This window comes from Microcoleus sp. CZ3-B2 (assembly GCF_036705055.1).
Lineage (GTDB): Bacteria > Cyanobacteriota > Cyanobacteriia > Cyanobacteriales > Microcoleaceae > Microcoleus.
This window is the reverse complement of record NZ_JAUBTN010000018.1, coordinates 1-11,643: the sequence shown is the minus strand read 5'-3', so window position 1 is coordinate 11,643 and position 11,643 is coordinate 1. Positions and strand designations below refer to the sequence as shown.

15 protein-coding genes are annotated in these 11,643 nt (G+C 43.5%); 8 read left to right on the top strand and 7 right to left on the bottom strand.

Annotated elements, in window-relative coordinates:
* Positions 1–252 precede the first annotated feature (252 nt).
* Both QUA97_RS10745 and QUA97_RS10740 read left to right on the top strand, forming a co-directional pair.
* Complete coding sequence (locus QUA97_RS10745; protein WP_333194588.1) at positions 253–1,011, top strand: WecB/TagA/CpsF family glycosyltransferase; 759 nt, start codon at positions 253–255, stop codon at positions 1,009–1,011.
* Between the two features lie 336 nt (positions 1,012–1,347).
* Entirely contained in the window at positions 1,348–1,791 is a 444-nt protein-coding gene (locus QUA97_RS10740) for a DUF4079 domain-containing protein (RefSeq protein ID WP_333194587.1), read from the top strand.
* Positions 1,792–1,848: 57 nt separating this feature from the next.
* Here the strand turns inward: QUA97_RS10740 and QUA97_RS10735 are convergent, their stop codons facing one another.
* Together QUA97_RS10735 and QUA97_RS10730 are read right to left on the bottom strand one after the other, a co-directional pair.
* Entirely contained in the window at positions 1,849–2,745 is an 897-nt protein-coding gene (locus tag QUA97_RS10735) for an alpha/beta fold hydrolase (protein ID WP_333194586.1), read from the bottom strand.
* A gap of 151 nt (positions 2,746–2,896) precedes the next feature.
* Positions 2,897–3,028 carry a hypothetical protein gene (locus QUA97_RS10730; protein WP_255515878.1) on the bottom strand — a complete coding sequence of 44 codons (132 nt, stop codon included), beginning with the start codon at positions 3,026–3,028 and terminating at the stop codon, positions 2,897–2,899.
* Positions 3,029–3,334: 306 nt separating this feature from the next.
* Here QUA97_RS10730 and QUA97_RS10725 point away from each other — a divergent pair, with 306 nt between their 5' ends.
* The 4 genes from QUA97_RS10725 to QUA97_RS10710 all read left to right on the top strand — a co-directional run bounded on the left by QUA97_RS10725 (position 3,335) and on the right by QUA97_RS10710 (position 6,833).
* Positions 3,335–3,703, top strand: coding sequence for a FeoA family protein (locus tag QUA97_RS10725; protein WP_194067930.1), 369 nt, complete (start codon positions 3,335–3,337; stop codon positions 3,701–3,703).
* 162 nt (positions 3,704–3,865) lie between these two features.
* Positions 3,866–4,108 carry a FeoA family protein gene (locus tag QUA97_RS10720; protein ID WP_194067931.1) on the top strand — a complete coding sequence of 81 codons (243 nt, stop codon included), beginning with the start codon at positions 3,866–3,868 and terminating at the stop codon, positions 4,106–4,108.
* Complete coding sequence (gene feoB, locus QUA97_RS10715; protein ID WP_333194584.1) at positions 4,108–6,447, top strand: Fe(2+) transporter permease subunit FeoB; 2,340 nt, start codon at positions 4,108–4,110, stop codon at positions 6,445–6,447. Before QUA97_RS10720 ends, feoB begins: the two co-directional genes overlap by 1 nt.
* A gap of 119 nt (positions 6,448–6,566) precedes the next feature.
* Positions 6,567–6,833, top strand: coding sequence for a FeoC-like transcriptional regulator (locus tag QUA97_RS10710; RefSeq protein ID WP_333194583.1), 267 nt, complete (start codon positions 6,567–6,569; stop codon positions 6,831–6,833).
* A 28-nt stretch (positions 6,834–6,861) separates the two neighbouring features.
* On the opposite strand, the gene QUA97_RS10705 is transcribed toward QUA97_RS10710, so the two are convergent.
* From QUA97_RS10705 to QUA97_RS10690, 4 genes are all read right to left on the bottom strand, one after another.
* Positions 6,862–7,080, bottom strand: a complete 219-nt coding sequence (locus QUA97_RS10705; protein ID WP_194067934.1) for a hypothetical protein — start codon at positions 7,078–7,080, stop codon at positions 6,862–6,864.
* Positions 7,081–7,403: 323 nt separating this feature from the next.
* Positions 7,404–8,141: an alpha/beta fold hydrolase gene (locus QUA97_RS10700; protein WP_333194582.1), complete on the bottom strand. Its 738-nt coding sequence runs from the start codon at positions 8,139–8,141 to the stop codon at positions 7,404–7,406.
* A gap of 224 nt (positions 8,142–8,365) precedes the next feature.
* Entirely contained in the window at positions 8,366–8,878 is a 513-nt protein-coding gene (fldA, locus tag QUA97_RS10695; protein ID WP_333194581.1) for a flavodoxin FldA, read from the bottom strand.
* Between the two features lie 162 nt (positions 8,879–9,040).
* Positions 9,041–9,367 (bottom strand): cupin domain-containing protein, encoded by a 327-nt coding sequence (locus QUA97_RS10690; protein ID WP_194008199.1) that lies wholly within the window; start codon positions 9,365–9,367, stop codon positions 9,041–9,043.
* Positions 9,368–9,484: 117 nt separating this feature from the next.
* Between QUA97_RS10690 and QUA97_RS10685 the strand changes: the two genes are divergently transcribed.
* Positions 9,485–9,649: a hypothetical protein gene (locus tag QUA97_RS10685; protein WP_333194580.1), complete on the top strand. Its 165-nt coding sequence runs from the start codon at positions 9,485–9,487 to the stop codon at positions 9,647–9,649.
* Between the two features lie 73 nt (positions 9,650–9,722).
* Here the strand turns inward: QUA97_RS10685 and ubiG are convergent, their stop codons facing one another.
* Positions 9,723–10,574 (bottom strand): bifunctional 2-polyprenyl-6-hydroxyphenol methylase/3-demethylubiquinol 3-O-methyltransferase UbiG, encoded by an 852-nt coding sequence (ubiG, locus tag QUA97_RS10680; RefSeq protein WP_333194579.1) that lies wholly within the window; start codon positions 10,572–10,574, stop codon positions 9,723–9,725.
* 241 nt (positions 10,575–10,815) lie between these two features.
* On the opposite strand from ubiG, the gene QUA97_RS10675 reads away from it, so the two are divergent.
* Entirely contained in the window at positions 10,816–11,547 is a 732-nt protein-coding gene (locus tag QUA97_RS10675) for a TIGR04283 family arsenosugar biosynthesis glycosyltransferase (protein ID WP_333194578.1), read from the top strand.
* The last annotated feature ends 96 nt before the right edge of the window (positions 11,548–11,643 follow it).

Here is an 11,643-nt window from a genome sequence, read left to right as displayed (position 1 = left end):
CACGAAATAGTCTTGTTTAGAAAATTGTGCTGCGAATTGTAAACAAAAAAATGGCTTGATACACTTTTTGCTAAAATTAGGTGATTCTTTACACAATCTTTAAAATTTATTACTAGACAGGTAGGGTATACGGGCATATACTGAGTAAAGTATATTCACCCCCCCGCGACAAAAAAGTGAAAATACGAGGTTGCAGTGTGGGTTAGAGTTTGAGTTGCAGTTTCATATATAAAGGGTGAAAGGGAATAAGAAATGAAAACAGTTAATTTATTGAATGTGTCCATAGATAACCTGTCAATAACAGAATTGTTTGAAAAACTCGACAGCGAAGGTGGTGTCGTATTTACACCCAACGTAGACCACTTGATTAAGTTGCAGTATGACCGCGACTTCTATGAAGCTTACAATCAATCTAGTTATCGAGTATGCGACAGTCAAATATTGATGTATGCCTCAAAATTCTTGGGTACTCCAATTCAAGAAAAAATTTCAGGTTCGGACTTGTTTCCTGCATTTTATATGTATCACAAGGATAACGAGCAAATAAAAATATTTTTGCTCGGAGCGGCGGTCGGTATTGCGAAAAAAGCCCAGGAAAAAATTAATCAAAAAATTGGTAGACAAATAGTAGTTGAAGCACTTTCTCCTTCTTTTGGATTTGAAAAGAATGAGGAAGAATGCGAAAAAATAATTGACGCGATCAATAAATCAGGAGCTACAGTTCTGGCCATAGGAGTGGGTTCTCCAAAGCAAGAGAAGTGGTTGATTAAATACCAGAGTAAATTTACACATATCAAAATTTTCTTAGCCGTAGGTGCAACCATTGATTTTGAAGCTGGTTGCAAAGCAAGATCGCCCAAATGGATGAGCGAAGTTGGCATTGAATGGGCGTACCGACTGTTAAGCGAACCGAGAAGGTTGTGGAAAAGATATTTGATAGACGGTCTGCCTTTTTTTCGATTAATAGTCGAACAAAAATTAGGGTTTTATAAAATGCCTTTCTTTCATTGACAGCAAAAACACGAAGCTAGAATGGTAAGGATGCTCCTAAAAACTGGCTCGACAAATCATACAATTTTAGATTGAAGAATTGATGAAGAATTGGGAATGATTTACTAAAGATTAGTTTGGAGTTGGCCTGTAGTTGCATTTTTGGGAAAATTGGTATCAATAACGTCAATAAAGCTGAGTATGAGCTTTAGCGTTTGACTTCGGGTTTGTAAGAAAGATGCAAGCTGTGGATAGCCCGATCGCCCTTTCTGCCAAAAATCTGCATTTTTTGCTGGACAATGCCAGTAAAATCGGAAGGAAACCTTTTTTGGAAATCCCTAATTAGGGATGCAACGGATGAATCTGCCTTCTTTCTTGTGGTTGTGGAAAATAGCGGCTTGGTCAATGGGTATTTCCCTCTTAGCTTACCTGTTGCTGGCCGTTACTGGAACATGGATGTTTGCCGCCCGCAGTAGCAAACAGCAGCGCCCAAAATGGCTGCGTCCCTTTCATTTGGCGACTGGTACGGGAATGGCGACTTTGGTAATTTTACTGCTGGGAATTGGCGTAGTCGGTACGCTGGGATACTACGGAAATTTGGGTCACTCAGGTCATTTACCGGTCGGGTTAGCTGTGGTGGCTTTGGTGTTGGTTTCTGTTGGGAGTGGTTTGCAAATTGGCCCTAAACATCCTTGGGCGCGCCCCATCCACATTGGCACTAATATATTTTTAGGTGCTGGATTTGTGACTGTGTTGCTCACGGGATGGACGATCGTACAAAAATACTTACCGAAAGTTTAATGTTAGTAGTAAGGACGACCGTCCTCTGATAACAGATGCGGACGGTCGTCCTCATTACTAACCTGCTGCTTTAGCTGTGAAATCTAAGATATGTTGAGCGGTAATTTGCGGTTTTTCTAGGTGAGGAACGTGTCCGCAATCCGGTATCCAAATTAATTGAGAATTGGCGATCGCACTTTCAAACTTTGCCGCATCCGCCGTCCCCAAAATTCGGTCTTGTTTTCCCCACAAAATCAGCGTTTGCTGCTGAATTTGCGAGAGTTTCCCCCCAAAACCTCCGTAACCGCCGCTTTTGGTAAAAGCAATTAAAGCTTGATTCCAGTTAGGCGTTTCTAAGTGCAAAGCAGCGCAAGTTTGAGCATCCACCGTAGCAAAAGTTCGATCGAAATAAGCATTGACGCTAATTTTTTGGCGGATTTTAGGGTTTCGCAAAAATGAAGTTGCCAAATATCCTAAAGGAGGAATGAGAAATTTTCCCTTGTTAGAAGTGACGGCAAAACCTGCACTGTCGATCAGCACTAATTTTTTGACAGCTTCGGGATAATTGAGGGTAAAATCAATGGCGGCGGCACCTCCCATCGATGCGCCCACTAAGATTACAGGCTGCGAAATTAGCGATTTCCAAAAAGAGTAAAGATGAGTGCCAATTGCCATGGCGCTAAATGCCAAATCCGCCCCTCTTTCTGTAAAGCCAAAACCCAATAAATCGATCGCCCAAGTTTCATTTTTTTCAGCAAGCAGCGGCAGCAGGCGGCGAAATTCAAATACGGAACTGTCGAAGCCGTGAATTAGCAAAATCGGCGTGTTGCCACTCCCCTGACGCACGTAAGTGGTGGCTATTGGCTGCGGGCTCAGAGGGGTTGTAATTGCTGACTGTTGAATGCTTTGGGCTAAGGCGATTGAGGTAGATTCTGTGAGTTGTGCGATCGACTTTGGCAGAAAACTTGCTGGCATAATTCTTGATAAATTGTTAATTCCTAGCGGCGGTGTTCCCGCGATCGCTCGAACACTTAAGTATAGCCTTTCTCAAAAAGGTAACAAGTCAGTCGATTTTAGATTTTAGATTGGGGGATTGGGGAGATTGGGGGATTTAGCAGTCAATACCTCATTTTTCGCTCGAATTGGTATATGCTCGATCGGCTTCTAGGACTTGGGTCGATCGCCCTGTAGTCTCACTCCGTCCGGCTAAGGCTGAGTTTGTTAAGCAAATGCTAAAATATTTGACAATAGTTGCCAATAATTTCTTTTTCGTTTACTATGCTTAAGGACAACAGGTATTGGTTGCTAGTGATTGCAGCGCACATGAGTATCTAACGCGCATCTAACGCAAGAGACATAAAACTAGGGGCCCGCGAAAAATCTGCCTAATTATTAGGCCTGGAGAATAGTATTTTCCGAACTATGCAACGGGAAATAGTTCGCTAGAACGGGGAATTTCGCCCTGTCTGCGATCGCGAGCCGAGCGTATTGAGAATATATTTCAAGTTGCTGGACAAGCCAGTCCAAGCAAGAAGTTACTAAAGTCGATCGACTGCCAAAACAGATGAAACAACAATACAGCCAACAAAACCAAGAGTCAAACCCGCGACATTTCAAGGGTTTTACCTTTTATGGAGAAACAGCAGAAGCCTCAGAAACCGAAAACAGCACAGAAGCTCAGATAGAAGTTCAACCAGACTCAGCCAAGAGTAAATCATTCCCCCTAGCAATGGCAAGCGTCGGCGAAAAGCTGCGAATAGTCACACTCAGGGGTTCAGAAGGCTATGTGCGTCGCCTCATCGGCATGGGATTTGTCTCCGGTACCGAACTTCAAATTATCAGTCACTCCGGCGGTTCGGTAATTGTGGCAATTGGCGAAAACCGCATCGGTTTGGGCGCAGGTATGGCACAAAAAATTATGTGTACGAATTAGGAAAAGTGCCATAAATCTACAGCAATCCTATTTGATTTGCGAACATTTTTTTAACTGCCGGGGGCATCAGAAAAAATAGAGATATTCACAAATGCTGAGAGGGTTGCTGCCTTCAAAAAGTTGATTGAATTTGTACAAATTTAGGCTAAATCAAAACAACAAATGAACGACAAAATACAATTGGGAGATTTAGCTGTTGGTAGCACAGGCAAAGTGGTTGGCTATGAAAAAACAGCCCGCGGCTACAAAGGCAAATTGTTAGCAATGGGATTGACACCGGGAACCGAATTTACTGTCACTCGCCACGCACCTCTAGGAGATCCCGTAGAAATCCTAGTGCGGGGTTTCAAGCTCAGTTTGCGGAAAGATGAAGCCAAAACCCTATTTGTAGAGGAGATGAAATAATGGCCAAGCAAATTATTGGATTGGTGGGCAATCCCAACTGTGGAAAAACTACCTTATTTAACGCTTTGACAGGTGCTAACCAGCGAGTGGGAAACTGGCCGGGAGTAACCGTCGAACGCAAAGAGGGAAAATATACTCATGATGGTTTACCAATTACGATTGTTGACTTGCCGGGAGTTTATTCTATAGATGCCGAAGATGGAGATACGGGCCTTGATGAATTGGTAGCGCGAGATTATTTGCTATCTGGCGAAGCAGATGTGATTGTTAATATTATTGACGCTTCCAACTTAGAGCGCAATTTGTATCTCACCACCCAAGTCTTAGAGATGCGCGTGCCGATGATTGTAGCGCTAAATATGATGGATGTTGCCAAAGAACGGGACATCCGAATTGATGTTAACAAACTTGCAGAACGATTGGGCTGTATGGTGGTGCCGATGAGTGCTTCGTCAAATGACGGAGTATCTCTGTTGCGGGATGCTGTGAATAAAGCGCTACAAAAGCCGATCGCACCATCTGCCTATGTCGCTTATCCGGCTGTGATCGAAGATGCGATCGCCCAACTCATCCCGCATATCGAACAACACAGCCCCAATCGTCAAGTTGATGCCCGCTGGACAGCCCTGAAACTATTAGAATATCAGGATGATGTCGCCCCAGAACTCGCAAACAAAGACTTAGAACAAATAGTCGTCCCCCACCGCCGCAGAGTCCACGAAACCCTCGATGACGACTTAGATATTATCATCGCCGACAGCCGCTACACCTACATCCGCACCCTCACCCAAGGCATAGTAGAATCTTCCAGAGAAGTCAAAACCAACATTTCCGATAAAATCGACCAAATTGTGCTCAATCGCTGGTTAGGCATCCCCGTATTCTTGATGGTGATGTACTTAATGTTCACCATTTCGATTAACGTTGGTGCAGTGTTTATTGACTTTTTTGACATTTTGTTGGGGACGATTTTTGTAGATGGTTTAGCTCAGCTTTTAGAAAGCCTCAATTCCCCTGGATGGTTAATCGGAGTGCTGGCAAAAGGTGCTGGTGGCGGCATTCAAACTACATCGACTTTTATTCCCCAAATTGGGATGATGTTCCTGTGTTTGTCAGTGTTGGAAGACTCTGGCTACATGGCGCGGGCAGCCTTCGTCATGGACAGATTAATGCGATTTGTCGGACTTCCCGGCAAATCCTTTGTACCGATGATGGTAGGTTTTGGATGCAATATTCCCGGAATTATGGCGACGCGGACATTGGAAAATAAGCGCGATCGCATGATGACGATTATGATGAATCCATTCATGTCTTGTAGCGCCAGATTAGCAGTTTACGCCTTATTTTGTGGCGCATTCTTCCAAGTCGGCGGGCAGAACATGGTATTAGGGCTTTATTTATTAGGAATTTTAGCTGCAGTCTTCACCGGATTAATCTTAAAAAACACCATCCTGCAAGGAGAAGCTGCACCCTTTGTTATGGAACTGCCACCCTACCACATTCCCAAACTCAAAGGCGTACTGCTGCGGACTTGGGACAGACTGAAGGCTTTTATCAAAAAGGCCGGAATTGCGATCGTCCTCATGGTAATTGTACTCGGATTCATGAGCTCCGTCGGCACCGATGGTTCCTTCGGCAAAGAAGATAGCAAAGATTCAATTTTGAGCGCAGTTGCCCGCTCAGCAACACCAATATTTACTCCGATGGGAATTACCAAAGAAAACTGGCCGGCCACCGTCGGATTACTAACAGGAGTATTTGCCAAAGAAGTAATGGTTGGCACCTTGGACTCCCTCTATACAGAACTAGCAGACGAACAAAAAGCAGCCAGTGCAGAACCGGAAAAAGAAGAAGAATTCAACTTCTGGGGAAATATCGGCAAAGCATTTTTCAGCATACCAGAGAATCTCACAAAACTTCCCGGTCAACTTTTAGATCCCCTCGGCTTAAGTTCAGCCAATATTACAGACCAAAAACAGGCAGAAGAAGATCAAGGTATTTCTAGTAGCACCTACGGACAAATGTCGCAAAGATTTGGTTCCAATCACGCAGCCTTTGCTTACTTATTGTTTGTATTGCTGTACTTTCCTTGTGTTTCGGCAACGGCTGCATTGTACCGCGAAACTAATTTAGGTTGGACAATATTCGCCTGTGCTTGGACTACTGGTTTAGCTTATTGGGCGGCGGTTCTCTATTATCAGGTTGTGACCTACGCAGAGCATCCAGAATCTTCAATTATTTGGGTAGTGAGATTGGCAATAGCTATGATCCTGACAATTTTGGGATTGAAAATGGCTGGTGCAATCAAGCCCAAACGGCGCGAAGCAATCAGTCAATAGTTATTCGGTACCATCATTTTACGAGTGCAGTGCGAGTGTCCCCGAAGAGCGAATTTCCCCCTCGCGAACGGGGACGATCGCACTTTCAACCCTACGCTAACAAAGAAAGGAGAAAAACTATGATTTTAAGCGACATCCAACAGTTTATTGCGGAAAACAAAAGAGCTTCTATCGCTGATTTAAAGCTCCATTTCCGCATGGACGGCGATGCTTTGCGCGGAATGTTGAACCGCCTAATTCGCAAAGGCCGCATCAGTAAAATGGCAGAGGCGAAAAAGTGCGGTGGATGTCACAGTTGCAGCGAGGATGCTACGGAGATTTATGTGTGGGTAAGTCTCGATCAATCAGCACCTGTAGAGGAACCAGTTTCTGCAAATTGCCATTAATTTAATTAATTAGAGATTTTAGAAAGAACTATGATAATGGGAGCATCTCAGTTTTACAAAAAGCATTTTTTTTATTATAGTGCGATCGCTTCAAGAACTGGCGTATTGTACAACTCGCGATCGGGGAGGCTCGCACTATATTCGATCGACTTTTGAAGTCTCGCACTGCAAAAGCTGCTTGATTTTCAACTTCCTTACGCACTCCTGTTTCGAGGCTGTTGGCAAATCCGATTTTTACTGTGTGCATCACCAATAGCAATAAGCTGACGGAAAAACCTCAGAACGGTACAATAATTCTCAGGCTCAAAGGTTCTTGGAAGTAGGGTTGCAGCTTTCTTGGGCTGTTTTTGCGTCCGCCCGCAGGTTTGTTTTTATTCATATGGTTACTGCAAGTAATACTCATTAAGTTGTGATGGTACATTCCCCGGTAATTGTCATGCTTGGAAGTGCGATCGCACCTGTAGTGCTTTCAAGCAATCGGTACCTCGTTAAATTGGGGAAATTAGGCAAGTAGATTGCTTTTCAGGCCAAAATCTGTTAATAACTTTGATTGATGGTAGCGATACACCCTTAATATCTAAAATCTAAAACCGGTTGGCGACTGTGTAGAGATAGCCAAAAATTCAATATTTCTTCCCCGACTTGTTCTGGATAGAAGTGATGGAAAAAATGCCGCCCGTCTGGACATTCCCAAAAGCGATCGCCTTTTTTAAGAAATTTTGACCAGCGGCGCATCACAATAGGAGATACCACAAAATCAGTTTTGCTGCTGCATATCAACAAAGGTACTTCTACACCCTCATCGCGGGAATTATTCATCCTAAATAAGGAGTGAGGACAAGGAGAACAGGCTAAGTCATCCTCAAAATATGGTATAAATTTTTGACTGATACTTTGATTTTGACATCCCAGCATATCGTCTACCATTTGAGTCAAAACTTGTTTGCTACTCCACGGAAAAGCTGCAAGATGCGTATAGTAATGTGCTTGCCAATTAACAGAAGATGGCAAACCGACAGCTAAAAGTCCCAAAGAACTAACTTTGTGAGGATAGCGGCGCGCATACATTAAACCGACTAATCCGCTGGTACTGTGGCCGATGAGATGAATTGGGCGATCGCGCATTGTTAAAAAATCGTGCAAAAGCTCAACAGCCATATCCAAAGAGCAACCTTCATCTTCTGTTTGTTGGTATTCCCATACTTGCACAGGTACAGAATCATTTAAATAAGAAAGTAGCGAGCGATCGAAGCATAGCAAACTCGGACTTACACTTAACCAAAGCACATCATCTGAACAAAATTTCATCTATTTTCAGTTGGAGATAGAGTTATTTATTGCTTAAGCATAACGTTTAAATCTAGGGTGCACCCGCGCACCTTACTTCGACTGCTAGGGCGTATTTTATTGCGTCCTCTATCTCCCAGATCCAAAAAAAAAAGGGGCGAAAATTCCCTCAAAGTGGTTCTCCTTAAGGGGGATTTAGGGGGGGCAGGATCTAAAGAATTAGTTTAAAAATACACCCTAACAGTCTACAAGCTAAATTCTTTCTTGAGTTGAGATACCCAAGATTTAATTCGCGCTTCCGTCAGATCCGATTGATTATCTTCATCAATAGCAAGACCCAAAAACTTGCCATTGACTACAGCTTTAGATTCATTAAAATCATAACCGTCTGTGGGCCATTGACCGACTGTTTCGCCACCTTGTTCGGAGATTTTTTCAGCCAAAATCCCCATTGCATCCATAAAATTATCCGGGTAGCCTTCTTGGTCGCCAGTTCCCAAATAAGCTACTTGTTTGCCGCTAAAATCAATATCATCCAGTTCTGGGAAAAAACCTTCCCAGTCGCTTTGCAGTTCGCCGATATTCCAAGTCGGACAAGCGATAATCAGACATTCGTACTCGGCAAAATCATCATTGTCAATGCTACCGATTTCGTGAAGAGTCACGATATCGCCGCCAAATTCATCTCGGATCATTTCAGCGATCGACTCAGTTTTACCAGTAGTAGTTCCGTAGAACAGACCAATTGCTTTTGACATTTTTACTCCGAATGTGAAATTTGATAGTGCTTGATATTTCTGGTTTTCGATTCACAAATTGGCATTTCTTGCCTGCAATTGAGACAAAACCAGTAGGTGCGATTGTGGCGAACCTGAGAAATAAGAGAGTCAAGGCAGCAAGGGCAATGTTTTTTCATTTGGTTAAAGTTGAAAATTCATTAACCAAGCTGATTCGCTCAGATCTGGGTCTGGTTCGCAGTCAATTAGTAACAAGTTCAGCATTGTTTGTACTTTGAGAGTGCGCGGGATCTCGGCGGGTACAAACACAAATACTCCGGGCTTTAAAGTGACTGTTCGATCGCCCACCGTGAGAGTTCCCACTCCTTCTAAAACCGCTAGGGTGATATCTTTGGAGCGATCGAGGTCGGGTATTTCAGAATTTTTACCCAAACTCATCAGTTTCTGGCTATCGGCTGGTTGTCCGTCGCTGATTCGCGACGCTGACGCGGAAACTATTGCTGCTGTCACGGTGATTGACCTCCAGGTACTGTTAAATTCCGGCAGTTATTGCAATTAATATTCAATAAGCTACCATGCAATTTAGATAAATTGTCAATAATTTAATATTAAGATTTGTTACAAGAGTTGACCGATCTAGATATACAGGCAGTAATTTTAGCCCGAACTTCAGGCGCGGCGGTAGTTTTGGGCGATCGGAGTGCAAGGGGCGATCGCACCCGCCGCCCAATACTTGCTAATTATTTGCAGTTAAATATAAAAAATCATCAGTTATTAGCAGCAGCTAACTAATAACTGATGACTGATGACTGATGACTAATAACTAATGACTAATAACTAATGACTGATGACTAATGACTGATGACTAATTATTCTTCGCCCCTACGCCAACATACATAATCGACGTATCCTCATTAATTTGGATTTTAAACAACCCAGACTTTTTGTAATCAACATAGTTAGCGAGATTAGAAAGTAGCACTTGAGAAACCTGTTGAAAACTCGCCAGGGAAGGAAATAGTTGTTTTCCCCCCGTCAGATTTTCCCAAAAACCGTGCATTTCGGTTAAAACAGAACCCATTTCTCCAAACATATCAAAACCTTTAATTTCAATATGCCCAAAACCAGTATTTCGCATTACCACAGACAGTTCCTCCGGGGTAATAAACTTTTCCCAATCGTGAACCCCCCGCCTAATTTCTTGCAAAATATTTTCCATCAGCCCAATCATCACAACTTGCGAAGAAAAAGTTCGGTTGATGGTATCAAAAAAGAAAAGTCCTCCGGGTTTGAGAATTCGGTGAACCTCTGACACAACCTTTTTGTAATCAGCAACGTGTTCTAAAACATCTACGCAGATGACGACATCGAAGGTATTGTCCGCGTAGGGCATATTTTCGGCAAAACCTTGCCTGTAGTCAATCTCAAAACCGCTGGTAACTGCATGATTTTGAGCTGCTACGATGCACTTGTCCGATCGATCTATTCCAGAAACCACAGCGCCCCTCTCGGCCATAAACTCGCAGGAAAAACCGCCGCCACACCCGACATCCAAGGTTTTGAGCCCTTGCCAATTAGTCGCGTGTCTGTCAAAAAACTCAAATCTGGGTTTATTTAGATGGTAGAGAGCATAGATTTTAGCATTTTCGTCCCACCAATTATCAGCATTTTCGTCGTAAAATTCTAGATCGTTTTTTACTTCTATTTTCGTTGGCACGATTTTTTTAGTCCTAATTAGTGGAAGATATAGATGCAGACAGCGGTTGAAACCAGGTTGACAAAAACTTTCGTTTGCGTCTGCAGACTGAACAAGACAACGTAATTTTAACCGCCCGGTATTCAACCCACTATGCTAGGGTTTGGTTCCTATAGACCTGGTTTTAACTGCCCGGTCTTCTGTTTTGTTGCGAATCGTCACAATGTTTTAGTATAATACTTTTGGCATGAATTTCAACCAGATGAATCGCGTTTCTATTATCATTCCCGCCCTCAACGAAGCGACTTGTCTGGAACGCACTTTGCGCCAACTCAGCATTCTCAATCCTCCGGCTTGGGAGGTGTTAGTGGTAGATGGCGGCAGTCAAGACGATACAGTGGCGATCGCACTTTCCGCCATCACCAGAGTTATTTCTAGCAGTATAGCCGGACGTTCCGCGCAAATGAACCTAGGTGCAGAAACCGCCACCGGTGAAATTCTGTGCTTTCTCCACGCCGATACTTTAGTTCCTGACGACATTGTAGCAGTCATCCAGAAAACATTGTCCGATGCTGAAATTGTCGGAGGCGGGTTTATCTCGGTGATGGCTGGTTCGCAGCAAACAAGATGGGGTTTTTCGCTGCACAATTATCTAAAAACTTACTACGCGCCGCTGTTATTTCGACCTCATTTATTTTTTAAAGGATTGCGCTTGTTGTTTGGCGATCAGGTTATTTTTTGTCGCCGTACTGTTTTTTGGGAAGGCGCGGGTTTCGATGCGGCGCTGCCAATTATGGAGGAAGCGGATTTGTGTTTGAAGTTGGCGCGCCGCGGGAGACTTAAGTTAGTAAATCGGGTGGTGGAAAGTAGCGATCGGCGGGTGGCGCATTGGGGCGAACTTAAAGCAACTGCCATCTATCTGGCGATCGGTTTTTTGTGGGGTTTTGGGGTTTCAGCGAGGTATCTCAAACTGTTTTATGAAGACATTCGCTGACAGGTAATTGTGCAGGGCCCATTGGTAACAAGTTAAGCTTGTATGCCAGTTGTCAAGGGGAGTTCAGAAGATTTCTCAAAGAAAAATTGATTCTGA